The organism is Rhodanobacter sp. UC4452_H20 (assembly GCF_052978205.1).
Map to the genome: position 1 here is coordinate 2746768 of NZ_CM129662.1, position 17093 is coordinate 2763860.

12 protein-coding genes are annotated in these 17093 nt (G+C 72.1%); all 12 read right to left on the minus strand.

Annotation, left to right across the window (positions count from 1 at the left end; translation table 11 throughout):
* Position 1: 1 nt before the first annotated feature.
* The 12 genes from ACVCMC_RS12910 to ACVCMC_RS12965 all read right to left on the minus strand — a co-directional run bounded on the left by ACVCMC_RS12910 (position 2) and on the right by ACVCMC_RS12965 (position 17031).
* A complete protein-coding gene (locus ACVCMC_RS12910; protein ID WP_447097569.1) occupies positions 2 to 1213 on the minus strand; it encodes a DegT/DnrJ/EryC1/StrS family aminotransferase in 1212 nt (403 codons plus the stop codon).
* Between the two features lie 20 nt (positions 1214 to 1233).
* On the minus strand, positions 1234 to 1629 hold the full coding sequence (locus ACVCMC_RS12915; protein ID WP_447097570.1) for an EamA family transporter: 396 nt from the start codon (positions 1627 to 1629) through the stop codon (positions 1234 to 1236).
* Positions 1626 to 2003 carry an EamA family transporter gene (locus tag ACVCMC_RS12920; RefSeq protein ID WP_136257702.1) on the minus strand — a complete coding sequence of 126 codons (378 nt, stop codon included), beginning with the start codon at positions 2001 to 2003 and terminating at the stop codon, positions 1626 to 1628. The genes ACVCMC_RS12915 and ACVCMC_RS12920 overlap by 4 nt, the downstream gene beginning before the upstream one ends.
* A gap of 2 nt (positions 2004 to 2005) precedes the next feature.
* Positions 2006 to 2830, minus strand: a complete 825-nt coding sequence (locus ACVCMC_RS12925; protein ID WP_136257703.1) for an alpha/beta hydrolase — start codon at positions 2828 to 2830, stop codon at positions 2006 to 2008.
* 65 nt (positions 2831 to 2895) lie between these two features.
* Positions 2896 to 3840, minus strand: a complete 945-nt coding sequence (locus ACVCMC_RS12930) for an efflux RND transporter periplasmic adaptor subunit (RefSeq protein WP_447097571.1) — start codon at positions 3838 to 3840, stop codon at positions 2896 to 2898.
* Positions 3837 to 4583 (minus strand): ABC transporter ATP-binding protein, encoded by a 747-nt coding sequence (locus tag ACVCMC_RS12935; protein WP_447097572.1) that lies wholly within the window; start codon positions 4581 to 4583, stop codon positions 3837 to 3839. The genes ACVCMC_RS12930 and ACVCMC_RS12935 overlap by 4 nt, the downstream gene beginning before the upstream one ends.
* A 5-nt stretch (positions 4584 to 4588) precedes the next feature.
* Entirely contained in the window at positions 4589 to 5719 is a 1131-nt protein-coding gene (locus ACVCMC_RS12940) for an ABC transporter permease (RefSeq protein ID WP_447097573.1), read from the minus strand.
* Positions 5719 to 7176: a TolC family protein gene (locus ACVCMC_RS12945; RefSeq protein WP_447097574.1), complete on the minus strand. Its 1458-nt coding sequence runs from the start codon at positions 7174 to 7176 to the stop codon at positions 5719 to 5721. Before ACVCMC_RS12945 ends, ACVCMC_RS12940 begins: the two co-directional genes overlap by 1 nt.
* A 119-nt stretch (positions 7177 to 7295) precedes the next feature.
* Entirely contained in the window at positions 7296 to 8702 is a 1407-nt protein-coding gene (locus tag ACVCMC_RS12950) for a sensor histidine kinase N-terminal domain-containing protein (RefSeq protein WP_447097575.1), read from the minus strand.
* On the minus strand, positions 8699 to 9385 hold the full coding sequence (locus ACVCMC_RS12955; protein ID WP_395120916.1) for a response regulator: 687 nt from the start codon (positions 9383 to 9385) through the stop codon (positions 8699 to 8701). The genes ACVCMC_RS12950 and ACVCMC_RS12955 overlap by 4 nt, the downstream gene beginning before the upstream one ends.
* Before the next feature lie 122 nt (positions 9386 to 9507).
* A complete protein-coding gene (pbpC, locus tag ACVCMC_RS12960) occupies positions 9508 to 11871 on the minus strand; it encodes a penicillin-binding protein 1C (protein ID WP_447097576.1) in 2364 nt (787 codons plus the stop codon).
* Between the two features lie 174 nt (positions 11872 to 12045).
* Positions 12046 to 17031: an alpha-2-macroglobulin family protein gene (locus ACVCMC_RS12965; RefSeq protein WP_447097577.1), complete on the minus strand. Its 4986-nt coding sequence runs from the start codon at positions 17029 to 17031 to the stop codon at positions 12046 to 12048.
* Positions 17032 to 17093 lie beyond the last annotated feature (62 nt).

The following is a 17093-nucleotide window of genomic DNA, read 5'->3' on the forward strand; positions in this document are numbered from 1 at the left end:
GTCAGCGCAGCACCGCTTCCAGCACGCGGCAGATCGCCTCGATATCCGCGTCCGTCGTCCACGGGCTGTTGCCGACGGTGAGGCTGCGCGCGGCGAAGTCGCGCGCGTGCGGCACGTCGGCGGCGGGAACCACGCCGGCGAGGTAGGGGTAGTCGGGCAGGGCGTGGATGAACAGGCGGCTGACGCCGAGGCCGCTTTGCCACAGTTGCGCCAGCGCGGCGTCGCGGCGGCGCTGGTCGGGCAGCAGCAGCACGAAGAACGGCCAGGTGCCGCGGGCGTGGGGCGGGTCATCCAGCACCTGCACGCCGGGGATGTCGCGCAGTCGCGACAGCCGGCGTTGCGCCTGCGCGGCGGTGTGCGCCAGGAACGCCGGCAGGCGCGTAGCGGCATGCGCGCCCAGCGCCTGCCGCCAGCGGCCGACGCGATGCAGCGGTATCGTCAGCGGAAAATCGTCGCCCACCGCGGCGACCGCGTCGCCGCGGCGCAACGCGCGACGCAGCGGGTTGCCATAGGCCATGCGCAGCCCCCACGGCCGGTACAGCACGGCGTAGCCGAGCAGTTCGAGGCGCCGCCGCCCTTCCCAGCCGGCATGGGGCGGCACGCGGTTCGCCGCCCGCGCCAGCTTCTCGCGCAGCACGGGATCGCGCGCGACAAGCAGGCCGCCTTCGTAGATCGACAGACCCTTGCCGGCGGCCAGGCTGAAGAAGCCCACGTCACCGGCCAGGCCCACGCTGGCGCCGTCCGCCCGGCGCGCACCCAGCGCCTGTGCGGCGTCCTCGATCACGTAGGCGCCGACCTCGTTCGCGACGGCGAGCGCGGCGTCGACATCGGCGACGCGGCCGGCGAGATGGGTCGGCACGATCGCCAGCGTGCGTTCGTCGCAGGCGGCACGCAGCGCGGCCGGGTCCAGGTCATGGTGGCCGGGCGCGAGATCGCACAATTGCAGTTCCAGTCCCGCCTGCCGCACGGCGATCGCCACCAGCGGACAGGTGAAGGCCGGCACCACCACGCGACGGCGTTGCGGCTGCAGTTCCCGCAGCGTGGCCAGCGCAAGCAGAAGTGCGGCGGTGCCGGAGCAGGTCAGTGCCAGCGGCGGCAAGCCCAGCAGCGCGGCGACGTCGGCGGCCAGCGTCGGCGCACCGGGACGCAGGTCGGCCAGCTGCAGCGGCAGGCCGGCGGTGGGCGGCAATTCGTGGCGGCGGCGGGGCAGCATGGGCAGCGCGTGGCCTGCGTTCAGATGACGGCCGCTTCCGGCGCGTGCTCGCGGCTCTCGGCCAGCCCGAGGCAGGCGATGCCGGCGATGATCGCGATCGCGCCAAGCACGCGGGCGGCGGTGAGGTGTTCGTCGAACAGCCACACCGACAGCAGCATCACCGAGACCACCTCCAGGTGCGAGGCGGCGAAAGCCGGACCGATCGGCGCGTGTTTCAGCAGCGCCATCCAGGTGAAGAACGCACCGACGTAGCCGACCACCGCGCCGTACACCCACGGCTGGCCGAACACGCGCAGCAGCCACGCCAGGCTCGCCTCCACCGGCAGCGCCTGGGTGCCGGCATACTTGAAGCTGATCTGCGCGAGGGTGTCGAAGCCCATCAGCAGCAGGAAGCCGAACAGGTAGAAGCGCTTCATGCGCCCAGTCCCACGATCGCCACGCCCAGCGTGACCAGCGCGATGCCGGCCACGCGCAGCCGGGTGAGTCTTTCGCCGAACAGGAAGCGCCCGGCCAGCATGATCGCCACGATGTTGATCGAGCCGAGCAGCACGCCCTCGGACAGCGGGATCAGCGAGAGGAAGGCGATCCACACCAGGAACTCGGCCACGTAGCTGCCGATGCCGAGCCACAGCCACGGCCGCGACGCCATGTACTTCCAGCGCGCCAGGCCGTCGCCGGCCGTCGGGTCGCCCGCTGCCGCCTTGAACGCCAGCTGGCCGCCGGTGTCAAGCACGATGTTGAGCAGCCAGAGACTGGCAACGAGGGGGGAGATGGCGCCCGCTGCCGGCATGGTCAGGCCGCCGCGCGCGATGCGGCGATGCCGTCGAAGAACGCCGCCGAACGCTCGATCAGGGTGCGCCGCTGCTTGTCGATGGTGATCATGTGGTAGCTGTCGTCGAGCAGCAGCAGCTCGGTCGGCGCGCTGACCGCACGCACCACCAGCTCGGCGTTCTTCGGGCTGGCGACGTCGTCGTCGCTGGCGTGGGCGACCAGGCACGGCGCGGTCACCTGCGGCAGCTGGCGGCGCACGCTGGCGGCCAGGCCGTACATCTCCGCCAGCGAGTACCACGGGTTGCCAGGCAGCCCGGCGGCGGCGCTGTCGCCGCCGAGCATCGCCGCGCTGACCTGGGCGCGCAGGCGCTCGTCGCGGATGCCGTAGGGCGGCTGCTCCATGAAGCTGCGGCCGCGGCCGATGCCCAGTTTCTTCAGCAGCGGCAGCATGAACGACAGCCGCGCCAGCGGCGGAATGCTCCAGCCGTCGTAGCGGAAGGTGGCGCCGTACACGCCCACGCCGGCGACCTGCCCCGGACGATCGGCGGCCAGTTTCAACGCCAGCAGCGCGCCCATCGACAGGCCGCCGACGAACAGCTGATCGACCTTGCCGAGCAGATCGTCGGCGGCCTGCTGCACGCTGGCGTACCAGTCGTGCCAGCCGGTGGCGAGCAGGTCGTCGGCGCTGCCGCAATGCCCGGCCAGCTGCATGCCGTGCACGGTGAAGCCGGCGCGGTTCAGGCCCTTGCCGAGCAGCTTCATTTCCATCGGCGTGCCGGTGAGGCCGTGGATCAGCAGCACGCCGCGGCGGCCACCCTCGAGGAAGAAGTCGGTTTGCTGGATCACGCGCAGGCCTGGCGGGACGGAATCGTGGCGGTTTGCCGCCAGCATGATCGCCGGGCGCGGTTTCCTCAGTCTTTCGCCGCACCGGCGGGCTTGTCGAAACGCACCACCACGCGCTGGCCGATGCGCAGCGACGAGGGCTGGTCGAAGGTCAGCACGCACTCCACGGTGCGTGCGTTGGCGCGCACCTGCGGGTCGTTCTCCAGCGTGGCCGGGCCGTACACCTGGCCGATGCGCAGCACGTGCGCGGCCCAGTGGCTTCCGTCGCGATCGCTGTCGGCGCTGACCTCGGCCGGCATGCCGGGGTGGACCGCGCCGACGAAGCTGTCGTTGAGCTCGGCGCGCACGATGCGCGGCTTGTCCGGCAGCAGGGTGAACAGCGCGCCGGAGCCCGGCGACACGCTCGCCCCGGGCTGCGCCGCCACGTGCACCACCTGGGCGTCGAACGGGGCGTGCAGGCTGCGCTGCTGCAACTCATAGCGGGCCTCCTGCAGCTTCTGCGTGGCGATGTCCTGCGCGGCGCGCGCGGCCAGTTGCTCGGCGTCGAGCTGGGCCGCCGCCTCGCGCGCATCGTCGGCGCTCTGGCCGTCGCCGGCGCCGGCAGCCGCGGCGGCGGCCAGGCGCTGCGCGCGCTGCCGCGCCGCCTGCTGCTTGACGCCGAGCAGCTTGAGCTGTGCCTGCGCCTGCTCCAGTTGCGCCTGTGCGGCGTCCACCGCCAGCTGCGCAGGGTGCGCATCAAGTGCAGCCAGCAACTGGCCCCGCTTCACGCGGTCGCCCTCGTGCGCCGCCACCGTGGCGAGCACGCCTTCGCGCGGCATCGACAACGCCAGCAGGCCACCCTCGATGTCGATCCGGCCACGCGCCACCGCGGCGTAACGGGCGACCGGTGCGGCGGCGCCGACCGGTGCGTCGCCCGGCTGCGAGCAGCCGCCGAGCAGCCCGGCGACGCCCAGCGCGAGGATGCCAAACCGGAGCGCGCGGCGGTGCGGGGAATGCGGTGCGAGCGAGGTCATGGGGCGGGTTCCTGGGAATCGATGGCCGGTGCCGCGGGGCGCCGGTCGCTGAGGATGCGGCCGTCCTCCATCGCCAGCACGCGGTCGGCGTGGACGACCAGCCGCGGGTCGTGGCTGACGCACAGCACGGTGGTGCCGTGGGCGTGCGCGATGCGATGCAGGATGTCGATGATGACCTGGCCGTTGGCGGCATCCAGCGCGCTGGTCGGCTCGTCGGCGAACAGCAGCTCCGGCTGCTTGGCCAATGCGCGGGCGATCGCCACGCGCTGCTTCTCGCCGCCGGACAGTTCGGACGGACGCAGCCGCATGCGATGCGCCAGCCCGACCTCCTCCAGCGATTGCCGCGCGCGCCGGCGCGCCTCGTCGCGCGACAGGCCCATGTGGTTCAGCGGCAGCTCGACCTGCTCGAACGCATTCAACGCGGGGAACAGGTTGAAGCCCTGGAACACGAAGCCGGTGTGCTGCAGGCGGAAGCGCTCCAGCGCGCGCAGGTCGAGCTGGCCCAGCTCGCTGCCGAGCGCGCGCACGCGGCCGCCGTCCACCTTCTGCAGGCCGCTGAGCACCGCCAGCAAGGTGCTCTTGCCGCAGCCGGACGGGCCGGAGATCAACGTGAGTTCGCCGGCGTGGATGCTCAGCGACAAGCCGTCCAGCACCTGCGTGCGCTGGTTGCCGGAGACGAACGCCTTGCTGACGTTGTCGGCCTGCAGCGACGGCACGCGCGCGGTTTCGGTGGTGGCGGGCATCGCGCTCATCGCAGCAGGTTGGCCGGATCGGCGCGGCGCAGGCTGCGCATCGCGGCCAGCCCGGACACGGCGGCCAGCCCCATCACCAGCACGATGCAGCCCAGCGCCGCCGCCACGTTGAGCACCACCGGCACGTCCTGGCTGCGCGCCAGCAGCATCAGCACGATGCCCAGCACGCTGGCGCCGAGCAGGCCCAGCGCGCCGACCCAGAACGCCTGCTCCAGCACCACCTTGCGCAGCGCGCCGACGCCCACGCCGAGCGCGTTGAGCGTGGCGTACTCGCGCACCGAGCCGTTGACCGCGGCGATCAGGGTCTGGCTGGTGATCACGGTGCCGACCAGGAACACGATGCCGGCCAGGAACAGCACGCCGGCGCCGGCGCCGGTGTCGAACAGCCAGTAGCGCACCGAGCGCTTGGCGAAATCGCGCGCGCTCCAGGCGGTGTACGGGCCGAACGCGGTGGCGCCGCGCAGGCGCGCGGCCACCGCCTCGGCCTGGGTCGGGTCGCGCAGCTTCGCCACCAGGTAGGTCGGGCCGGTGTCGGTGGGATCGTTGTCGAGCTCGCGCGCGGTTTCCAGCGAACACAGCACGTTGACCCCGCCCAGCGCGCGCAGCCCGCTGCCGATGCCCACCACGCGCACCCGGTGGCCGTTGATGGTGGCGCTCTGGCCGACGTCCACGCCGAGCTGGTCCAGCGCGGAGCGGTCGATGACGATGGCATCGGGTTCGGCCAGCCGTGCGCGCAACGCGGGCGGCAGCACCTTCGCGAACATCAGGCCGTCGGCCGCCGGGTCGATGCCGGAGACGAACACCGAGACGCCGCCGGTCTCGCGCGGCCCGCGCCAGTCGCCATCGACCCACAGGTACGGCTCGACCCGCTGCACCTGCGGGTCCATCTGCAGGTGCGAGGCCACGTCCGCGTCGATCGCGCGGCCGAGCCCGACGCTCTGCGTGCCGGGATAACCCACCCAGACCTCGGCCGCCGAACCGGTGACGTACACACTTGTGCTGCCGAAGATGCCCAGCACCAGCGCGATCTGCAGCAGTTGCAGCAGGCCGGCGAAGCCGACCGCCAGCATCGCCGGCAGGAACCGGCGCCATTCGTAGACCAGCGTCTTGCGCGCGAGGGCAACCATCAGCGCGGTGCCGCTGCGCTGGCCGCGACGGTCGGCGCCGTCGTTGCCGCCGGAGGCGGCGCGCCGCCGAGCGCCTTGAACAAGGCCACGTAGGCCAGAGCGCGGGCGGCGCGCGCGTCGTCCAGTTCCAGCGCCGCCTGGGTCGCGGCGATGCGGCCGTCGATCTGCTGCAGCGGGCTGTCCAGGTGCAGCGCGACGCGCTGGCGCAGCACCTGGTCGGCGTGTTGCAACGCCTGCCACGCGGCCTGGTCGTGGCGCTCGCGCTCGCTCTCCTGGTGCAGGCTGCCGAGCGCCGTCTCCACCTCGGCCACGCCCTGCAGCACCGCCTGCCGATAGGCCAGCACGCTGGCCTTGAGCTGGTGCGCGCCGGCGTGGTGCGCCGCCACCCGCATGCCCCAGTCGAACAGCGGGATGCTGATGATCGGGCCGAGCGAGGCGATCGCGTTGGGAGTGGTGGAGAAGCGGTGGTTGTTGTTGATGTCGGTGGCCCACACCAGCGAGCCGCCGATGCCGATGCTGGGGAACATGTCGGCGTGGGCCAGCGCCAGTTCGCCGGCGGCGCGCAGCACGTCGGCCTCGGCGCGGGCGATTTCCGGGCGCGTGCGCAGCAGGTCGGCCGGGGTGGCGCCGAGCCGCCACGCACCCAGCTCGGGTGGCGGTGCGGGCTGCAGCCAGGCCGGATCGGGTTGCTCGCGACCGAGCAGCACGGCCAGCCGCTGGGCGCTGGCGTCGATCGCCTGCCGCGGCGCCGCCAGCGCGGCCTCGGCCTGCGCGCTGGCGGCCGCGGCCTGATCCACCGCGGCGGGCGCGGCCAGTTGCAGGCGCTGGCGTGCCTGCAGCAACTGCCAGGCGCGCGCGCGCTCGGCGGCCACCTGCTGCAGCCCTTGCTCCTGTCGTTGCGCGGTGCGCAGGCCGATCCATTCGCGCACCACCTCGGCGACCAGGCTGACCCGCGCCGCGCGCAGGTCGGCGACGCCGGCGTCCAGCTCGCCCTGCGCCACGCGGCGGCTGCCCTCGGCGCGGCCGAACAGGCCCAGTTCCCAGCTGGCATCGAAGCCGGCGACGAAGAACGAGGCGCTGGCGTCCGGGTCGACCGCGTCGCCGGTGCGTGCGGAAAGGCCGGGCCGGTAGCGATCGGTCGCGTGCCGGCGCAGGATGCGCACCGCGCGCAGGCGCTCGACCGCCTGCGCCACGTCGAGGTTGTCGGCCAGCGCGCGCTCGACCAGCGCATCGAGCGCAGGATCGTGGAACGCATGCCACCAGAGCGCCGGGTCGGTCGCCGCCGCCGGCGCCGAGGCGGTCGCATGCCGCCACTGGGCGGACTGCGGCGGTGCCAGCTTCGGCAGCGGCTCGGCGCAGCCGGCCAATGCGCACAGCAGCAGCGCGCACAGCAGCGGGCGGAGGCGCCTGCACGGGCCGGATGCAGCGGGGTTCAGGCGGGCGAACTCGGCGGGCATGTTCCATGGCGGCGGGCCGCGCAGGACGTGCGCGGGCGCCGGGGCAGAAGTCGGAGCCCCATTGTGGTGTGCGAATCTTTCGCCGGCCTTATCGCCCGCGGCGCCGGCCACGGCGGTGTTCATGGCGGCGCGCCCACCGCGGCGGGCGGCGGCGGAAAGTGCACGGCCACCTGCAGGCCGTGCGGCTCGATGTTGCGGAAGAGCAGCTCGGCACCATGGCGGCCGGCGATGTGCTGCACGATGGCCAGGCCCAGCCCGCTGCCGGGCTCGGCGCTGGCGCCGACGCGAAAGAAGCGTTCGCTCAGCCGCGGCAGCAGGTCCGGCGGCACGCCCGGGCCGTTGTCCTCGACCAGCAGGCTGGCGCCGCCGTCGTCGCGCGCGCGCAGTCGCACGGTGATCTCGCTGCCATGGCCGGCGTAGCGCACCGCGTTGTCGATCAGGTTGTCGAGCAGATCCTGCACGCCGGCGGGTTCGCCGAGCACCCACAACGGCGCCGTGCCGCCCTCGTAGCCGAGGTCGATGCCCGCGCGGATCGCCTCGTGCACGCGCTGGGCGACCATCTCGGGCACCCGCCGGGCCAGGTCGATCAGGCGCTGCTCGCCACCCTCCGGCGGCGCCGCCTGCGCGCGGGTCAGCGCCAGCAGTTGCGAGGCGGTGCGCGCGGCGCGCCGGGTCAACCGCTGGATGTGGGCGAGCGCGTCGGCCTGGTTCGCCGGGCTGGGATCGGCCAGCGCGCGGTCGGCGTGCAGGCTCAGGCCGGCCAGCGGCGTGCGCAGCTGGTGCGCGGCATCGGCGATGAAGCGGTCGTGCAGCGCCAGCATGTCGCGCAGGCGGCCGAACAGCGCGTCGATGGTGCGCGTGAGCGGCTGGATCTCCTGCGGCACGTCCGGGCCGTCGATCGGGGTGAGCTCGCTGGAACGGGCGGCCAGCCGCGCGGTCAGCGGATCGAGCACGCGCAGGCCGCGACGCACGCCGAACCAGACCAGCGACAGCACGCAGGCGATCAGCAGGGTCTGCATCACCACCGCCAGCAACAGGATCTCGCGGGCCTGTTCGCGACGATCGTGCAGCGTCTCGGCCACGGTCACGGTGAGCTGGCCGGCGGCATCGCCCGGCATGTCTTCGCGCACGGTGGCCGCACGCAGCGCGTGGCCGTCCAGGCGGGTGTCGTACAGCGCGGGCACGCCTTCGGCGGGCGGCGTCGGTGGCGCGGCCAGCCGGTCGTCGCCGGCGAGCAGGCCCTGGCTGGAACTGCGCACGCTGAAGTAGCTGCGCCCGTCCGGATCGTATTCGAGCAGGAAGCGCGCCTGCCGCGAGAGCCGGCCGCCCAGCGGGTTGCTTTGCAGCAGCTTGGCGAGGGTGCGCGCATCGTCGGCGAGGTCGCGGTCGTGCACCCGGTTGGCGTAGCCCAGCGCCACGCCGTAGCTCAGCAGCGCATCAAGCAGCAGCAGCGTCGCCATCGGGATCAGCAGGAACACCAGCAGTCGCCGACGCAGGCTGGGGCGCGCGGGCGCGGGGCGTTTCATGCGGCGCCGCCGGCGTCGGCCAGCTCCTCCAGCAGATAGCCCAGGCCGCGGATGGTGCGCACGCCGGTGCCGCTGCCGTCCAGCTTGCGGCGCAGGCGATGGATGGCGATGTCCAGCCCGTTGTCGGTCAGCTCCTGGTCCCAGTCGCACAGCGCCTCGATCAGTTGCGCGCGACTGGTGACGCGATCGGCGCGCAGCGCCAGCGCTTCGAGCAGGCCGAACTCGCGCGCGGTCAACTCCAGCGGCCGGCGATCGACCCAGGCGCGGTGGCCGGGCAGGTCCAGCCGCAGCCGGCCCAGTTGCAGTTCCGGCTTGCCCTGGCTGCTGGCCCGGCGCAGCAAGGCGCGCACGCGCGCCTCGAACTCGCTCAGCGCGAACGGCTTGACCAGGTAGTCGTCGGCGCCGAGGTCGAGCACGCGGATGCGTTCGGCCAGGCCGTCGCGCGCGGTCACCACCAGCACCGGCAGGCCCTTGCCGCGGCGGCGCAGGCGCTGCAGCACCTCGCTGCCATCCAGCCCCGGCAGGCCCAGGTCCAGCACCAGCAGGTCGTAGCCGTGATCGCGCAGCGCGGCGTCCGCCTGGCTGCCGTCCGCCACGTGGTCGACGGCGTGGCCGCCCTGGCGCAGCGAGGCGCGGATGCCCTCGGCGATGGAGGGATCGTCTTCCACCAGCAGGATGCGCATGGAGACTCCGGTACGGGGAGAAAGCGGCAACACGACGCCCGGTTTCCATTCTGGCGCGCAATTCGCCCGGTCGTGCGGCTCGTTGACCACGCCGGCGGCGCGAGGTTCACGCGGATGCGATCTCAGTCCGCCACACGGAAGCGCACGGCGCTGAAGGCGCCGTCCCGGGTCAGCGCGGTGACGGTGTGCGGGCCGGGCCGGTGCAGCACGAGGGATTGTACGGCGGCGCCCACGCTGCTGCCTTGCAGGCGGCCGTCGAGCAGCCATTGCACTTCGCCCTCGGCACCGAGGGCGCGCAGGGTCACGCGCAGCGGCTGGTCGCTGTTCGGCGCGCGGCGCAGGGTGACGCCGCTGGCCAGGCCGGTGATGCGGATCGGCATGGCGCGGTCCAGCGAATCGGGTGCGCAGCCGGGGGCGAGCGGCGGCAGCGCCGCGGCGGCGCGGTCGTCGACGCGGAGCCACGGCGTGGCCAGCGCGGGCCAGCGCGCGAGCTGGATCGTGCGTTCGTGCGCGGCGTGGCAGGCGCCGCTGAGGCGCTGGCCTTTCGCATTGACGCGCAAGCGGAGCAGGCCGGCGGACCACGCGCCGAGATCGCGTTCGGCGAAGGTGGGCGGCAAGGCGTCGTCGAGCACCCAGGCGCTGCGGCGCTGGCGGCACAGGTCGGGCGGGGTGTTCTCCGCCGCGCCGCCCAGCGGCCAGCAGATGTCGCGCCGGCTGACGCTGGTCGGTTGCGCGCGGGCGTGGCCGCCGCGCGAGGGCAGCATGTCGACGATCTGGAACAGCAGCGGCAGCGCGGTCACCGCGCCGTACTGACCAGGCGACGGCGTGCCGTCGGGGCGGCCGATCCACACGCCGACGGTCCAGCGGTCGGTGACGCCGATCGACCAGGCGTCGCGGTAGCCGTAGCTGGTGCCGGTCTTCCACGCCACCGTGGCGTGCCGGTTGATCGCGCCGGCGAGCGGGCCGCCCTCGACGGCGGCCGGGTTGCTGGCGAGGATGTCGCGGATGATCCACGCCGCGCCGGGCGACAGCAGCCGGCGCGGGCGCGCCGGTTGTTCCATGGTGTAGCGCGGCGTGCCGGCGAGGCCGCCGTTGGCGAACGCGGTGTACGCGCCGACCAGGTTTTCCAGTCGGGTGGACGCGCCGCCGAGGATGATCGACAGGTTCGGCTGCGCCCCCGCGGGCAGGCCGAGGTCGACTCCGCCGTTGGCCAGCCGCGCCACGAAGCGGTTCGGCCCGACCCGGTCCAGCACGTCCACCGCCGGCACGTTGAGCGAGCGCTGCAGCGCTTCGGCCGCGCTGACCGGGCCGCTGAACGCTTCATCGAAATTGCCCGGCTTGTAGCCGCCGAAATCCTGCGGCGCGTCGACCAGCAGGCTCTGCGAGTGGATCAGGCCGTCGTCCAGCGCCAGGCCGTACAGGAACGGCTTCAGCGTCGAGCCGGGCGAACGCGGCGCGTTCACCATGTCGATGTAGCCATGCCGCTGCGGATCGGCGAAGTCGCTGGTGCCGACGTAGATGCGCGCCTCCAGCGTCGCGTTGTCGACCACCAGCAGCGCCGCCGACGTGTGTGCCGGCAGGCGCGCGAGATACGCACTGACCCGGTCCTCGGCCGCGCGCTGCAGGTTCGCGTCGATGGTGCTGGCGATGCGTCGCGCCTGCGGTTGCTGCCGGTGCAGGCGTTCGGCCAGCAAGGCCGCGGACAACGGCGCGCGCAGCGAACGCGCCACCACCGGTTCGATCGCCGCGTCGCGCACCTCCGCCGCGCTCCACACGCCGAGGTCGCGCATGCGGCGCAGCACCTTGTCGCGCGCGGCGCGCGCCGCCTCGGGGTGGCGGTCCGGCCGCAGCCGGCTCGGCGATTGCGGCAGTACCGCGAGCAGCGCCGCCTCGGCGTGCGACAGCCGGCTGGCCGGCTTGCCCAGGTAGGCCCACGAGGCCGCCTCGACACCTTCGATCGGACCGCCGAACGGCGCGTGGTTGAGGTACAGGTCGAGGATCTGCGGCTTGCTCAGGTGCACTTCCAGCTGCAGCGCGCGGAAGATCTGCACCAGCTTGCCGCGGAAGCTGTGCGGGATCGGTTCGATGATCCGCGCCACCTGCATGGTCAGCGTCGAACCGCCCGAGACGATGCGGCCATGGCGCAGGCCGCCGGCGAGACCGCGCAGCAGCGCGTAGGGATTCACGCCGGGGTGGCGGTAGAACCAGCGGTCCTCGTAGGTGAGCAATGCCTTGAGATAAAGCGGCGAGACCTGCTTCGCCGTGGTCGGGTAACGCCACACGCCGTCGCTGTCGGCAAACGCGCGCAGCGGCGTGCCGTCGCGCGCAAGCACCACGGTGCTGCCGGTGTCGGGGGCGGGCAGGCGCAACGGGAACAGACGGTCGAGGGCGAAGGCGACGAGCAGGGCGCCGATGAAGACAATCGCGAAGACACGTAGCCCGTGCGTGAGGCGGGATCTTCGGCGGAACGGGTTGGCGTTGGTCATGGTGGGGCCCTTCGACTTCGCTCGCTGACGCGAGCTACGCTCAGGGTGAACGGTCTTCCACACCGTTCGCCCTGAGCGTAGGCCGCAGGCCGAAGTCGAAGGGCATGCCGCGACTCCAATCAGCCTTATCTGTTCCAAGAGCCACCCGGGAGCATCACCCCCCGGGGCGAGCTCCTACGGTTCGACCACGCTGATCTTCGCCGGTTCGACCTTGCCGATGCCGCGCACGGCGGGACGATACATGTCCTCCACCAGCGGCGGCGGCACGGTGTACGTGCCCGGCGTCACCGCGCGCACCAGGTAGAACACGCGGGCCTTGTCGCCACGACTGAGGTTGAGGGCGGCGGCGTAACGGTCGTCGCGGTACTCCTCGTGCACGATCTGCGCGGCGGCGGCGTGCTGGTCCAGTTCGATGCCGTCGATCACCACGCCGGACCACGACTGCGCGCCGCCCAGGTTGAGGTTCTCCACCTCCAGCCCGCCCGGCAGCAGATCGGTGACCAGGGCGTCGGGGACGTTCATGCGCGCCTCGATGCTCAGTTCGACGATCAGCGTGTCGCCTTCCTTCAACTGGCTGCCGCTCCACGGCTTGCCGTCGGTGGTGAAGTAGCTGCGCCGCACGTCGATCTGGCTGTCGTCGGCCGGCGGTGCCTGCCGCGGGATGCCGGCGACGTCGAGCGTGGCGAAGATCGCCGCGTCGCTGGTCGGCTGCACGCTGACCCCGGCGTTGAGCTCGGCCACGCTGAGCGCGCGGCTCCACAGGCGCTGGTCCGGGGCAGATTCGGTCTTGCCGTTCACCGTGAGCGTGGCGGCCAGCGGCGCATTGCTTTTCGCATCGAATGCCGCCGCCACGCGGGCGATCGCCGCCTGCTCCTGCGTGCTCAGGTACGACCACGACCAGCGGTAATCCTTGTCCTGCTGCTGGCGCACCCGCACGTTCGCGGTGGCGTTGCGCGCCCAGTCGACCAGCTTGGCGTCGTAGGCGGGCTTGCTCATGCCGTAGGTGTGGGTGAGCGCGACCATCAGCGCGAGGTCGCGCAGCTCCGAGCCGTAGTCGCCGACGTACCACGGGCGCTCCTTGCTCCACGCGAACGCCTCGTCCACGGCTTTCTGTGCGCGCTCGGTGTCGCCCATCAGCTTCAGCGCGATGCCCAGGTGCACCAGCGGCAGCGGCGCGACCAGCTTCTGCCGTTCGTTGTCGAAGATCGCGCGCAGCGTGCCCAGCGGCGCGCGGTTGACGCGCGCCAGCACGAAGCCGGAGTACGCCTCGTCGGCGATGCGCAGGTGATCGTGCTGCTCGTACTCGTAGTACGGGTGGCCGCCGGCGAGCAGGTCGTCGTTGAGCCGCTGCAGCGCTTTCTGCAGCACGTCCTGCGGTACCGCGAAGCCGGCGTCGCGCGCGTCCAGCATGAAGTCGACCACGTACGGCGTGGTGAAGGTGACGATCGGACTGCTGCCGCCCCAGAAGCTGAAGTGGCCATTGCTGGCCTGGAACGAGGCGATCCGCGACAGCGCGCCGTCCACCGCGGCCTTGCGCACGGCGTCGCTCATCACTTGCGCGCCCAATGCCTTGGCCGTCTGGCCGTCCAGAATCAAAGCGGCGTAGCCCTTGCTGGTGGTCTGCTCGATGCAGCCGTACGGATAGCGCAGCATGTCGCGCAGCGCGGCCGCGTACGGCAACGGCGGCAAGGTGCTCAGGGTGATCCGCGCGTTCACCGTGGCCGGCAGCAGGCCGGCGATCGCGGCGGCGCCGAGGTGCTCGGGCTTGCCCGCCTCCAGCGCCATGGGCGTGGTGCTTACCGTTTCCGGCCAGGCCGGGCGCACCGCAAATTCGAAGTGGCGGTCCACGCTGTAATCGTTGAGCTCGGCGTGGATGTCCACCGTCGCCACCGCGGCGCCCGCGCCGGCGGTGACCGGCATGTGCAGGGTGGTGCCGGCGCCGTCCTTCAGCGACACGCTTTGCGCAGCCTTGTCCACCGTGATCGGGCCGCCGCCCTTGACGCTCACTTTCGCGGTGCCGTCCTTGCCAGACAGGTTCTTCAGATCGAGGCTGATCATCGCCTGGTCGCCGGCCGCCATCACCCGCGGCGTGCTCGGCTCGACCACCAGCGGCGCACGCACGGTGACCGCGCCGTCGGCGTTGCCGTAGCGGCTGTCGGTGTACGCCAGCGCAGCCAGGCGCAGGCTGCCGTTGAAGTCGGGTACGTCGACGTGCAGCGTGGCCCTGCCCTGCGCGTCGAACGCCACCGGGCCGGCGAACAGGTCGACGATCTGTACCTTCGGGTTGAGCCGGGTGGCCTTCGGCAACGCCGCGCCGCTCATGTCGCCGCCGTAGCGCAGCTTCGCCTCGGCGCCGTCCATCGCCTCGATGATGCGGCTGTACAGGTCGTACGCATCCACGCTCAGGGCACGCTTGGCGAACAGCCACGCCCACGCGTCGGGCACCGGGTAGTCGGTGATGTTGAGCACGCCCTGGTCGACCGCGGACAGCGTGACGAAGGCCTGCTGCCCGGCCAGACCGGTGGCCTGCACGCCGACCTCGAGCGGATTGCCCGGACGCATCAGCGCGGGCGCGTCGAGCTTCAGCGGGATGCGCCGGTCGTTGCGGTCCATCGCCACGTACTCGACGCCCATCGCGCGCGCCGGCGTGGTGTGCTCGGCCGCTTCGCCGCCGCGGAACACCAGGGCAGTCACGTAGACGTCGTGGCGTTCCCACTCCTTGGTCACCGGGATCTCGAAGGTGGCACCGGCTTTCGCGTCGATGTTCTTCGTGTAGAGAAGGTGGTCCGATTCCACCAGCAGCACGCCGGGCCCGTCATGCGGCGGCGTCACCGTGACCTTCATGCTGTCGCCGGCGCGGTAGCGCGCCTTGTCCAGCTGCAGCTTGACCTTGTCCGGGCGCGCCTCCTTGCCCAGGTTCTCGTCGTCCCAGCTGTAGCCGGCGAAGAACGGGAACACCGTGGTGAGTTTAGTGGCCGGGTCGTACACCTCGACGCGGTAGCTGCCCCACTGCACCGGGAATTCCACCTGGGCCGACTTGCCGGCGGCGACGTCGACGTCCTTTTCCTCGATCAGCTGCAGGCGCTGGTTCGCATTCGACTGCCAGCCGCCATCGCGCTCGTACAGCCAGTAGAAATCGCGCAGCTCGCGCTGCAGGCGCACTTTCAGGTGGCTGCCTGCGACCAGCGCGCCGTCCGCGTTCGCGCGCACGATCTCGAAACCGACCGGGCTTTCGCTCTCCGCGCCCTGCTTCGGATCGAACAGCGGGCGCACGCCGACCAGCGCGTCGGCCGGCCAGTAGGTGCGCTTGAGCAGCCGCGTCACCGCGCGGCCGCCGCTCTCGTACACGCTGCCGGACAGGGTCACCGCCAGCGGCGCGACCGGTTTCACGTCGTCGGGCAGTGCCACGTCCTGCTCCAGCACGCCTTGCGCGTCGAGCTTCGCATCGACCACGTCGTCGGCGCTCTTCGGCAGCTCGACCAGCGGGTTGCCGAAGAAGGTGTCCTTCATCTTCTCCAGCGGATGCACTTCCGGCGCCACCAGCAGTTTCGCGGTGAAACGGTTGCCGTCGGCCGGCGCACCGTACAGGTAGCTGGAGGCGACCTTCAGCTTCAGCGGTTCGCCCGGCGCCAGCCGCTGCTGCGGGCTGGACAGATCCACCTTGAGCCGCTCGGGCAGGAACTCCTCGACGTGGAACGGGAACGCCTGCACGGTCTCCTTGGCTGAAGGATCGAGGCGGAACTCCAGTTGCCACAACCCGGTCGGCGCGTCGGCCGGGATCGCCTGGCTCAGCTCGAAGTAGTTGAGCTGCTGCGGCTCCAGCCGCTTTTCCACCAGGGTGCGGCCGTCCGGCTGCTTCACCCGCACGAACAGCGACTGCGCCTTCATCGGCTTGCCGTCGTCGTCGCGCAGCAGCGCCGAGGCGCGCAGCGTCTCGCCGGGACGGTACAGGTCGCGGCCGGACCAGGCGTACACCTCGAACGGTGCCTGTTTGCGCCCGCTGATGTCGAAGTTGGACACGTCCAATGCCGGCCGGTTGAACGGCAGCACCGAGACGTCCTTGCCGTGGCGCGCGACCAGCACGTCGGCGGCCTTGATCTTGTACGCGAGCAGCGCGTTGCCGTCGGCGCCGGTCGAGGCCTTGAGCTTGCTGCGCCCGGCCGCGTCGCGGATCTCGATGTCCACCGCATTCACCGGCGTACCGTCGCGCAGCGAGGCCACGTGCAGCAGCACGTTGTCGCGATACACGCGCAGGTGCAGGCCGAGGTCGCTGACGAAGAAGGTGGCGGTGTCGTAGCCGTCCTTGAACGTGCCGCCGGCCTTGACCACCGCCATGTACACGCCGGGCTGGGCCAGCTCCCTGATGTTCTGCACCGGCAGGTAGGTGACGGTGCGCTCGTTCGGCTCGCCGCCCAGGGTGTAGTGGTTGGCGTAGACCGAATCGGCGATCTCGGTGATCGGCATGCGGCTGCGCCGCTCGTCGCCTTCGCCGCAGCTGTTGTAGTAGGCGACGTCGTGGTCGAGTTCGTAGCTGTCGCGGTGGCCGTTGCGCGGGTACGCGCAGAACAGGTCCGACAACGCGTCCTCGCGCACGCGGAAGAACTCCACGTCGGCGTCGTGCACGTTCATCGACACCAGCGGCAGGCCGCGGGTGCCGCGCGCCGGCAGCACGCTGCCGTGCGAGGCGAAGCCGACCGCCGCCGGCAGGTTGCCGGAGTACACGTCGTGCTTCACCGCGTGGCCGAGGGTGCGGCCGTCGGCGGCGAGCAGGCCGGCCTTCAGCTGCACCGCGTAGCGCGTGTTCGCCTGCACGAACGGGAAGTTCAGCGTCTTGCCGTCGTTGTCGAGGCTCCAGCTGCCGCTGACCACTTCGCCGTTCGGGCCGGTCACCGCGATCAGCGTGTCGAACGCCTGCGCCGAGGCCAGCGCGGCGTTGAAGCGCAGGGTCAGCGCGGTGCGCGAGTCGCTGCTGCGGGAGCTGGCCGAAAGCAGGGCGAAGCTGGTTGCGGCCGGCGCCGGCGCCGCCGAGGCGGCCGTGCCCGGCGCACCCTGCAGCGTCGGCGGATGGCCGTCATGGCCGCGCCCGCAGGCGACCAGCAACAGGCCCGACAACAGGACTGGCCATACCCGCGCAAAGCGCGCAAACGATCGTGCGTACATGGTGGTCTCTCCCTGAGATTGGATCGAAGTATCGCCGCCATTCATGGCGGGCCGATGGCACG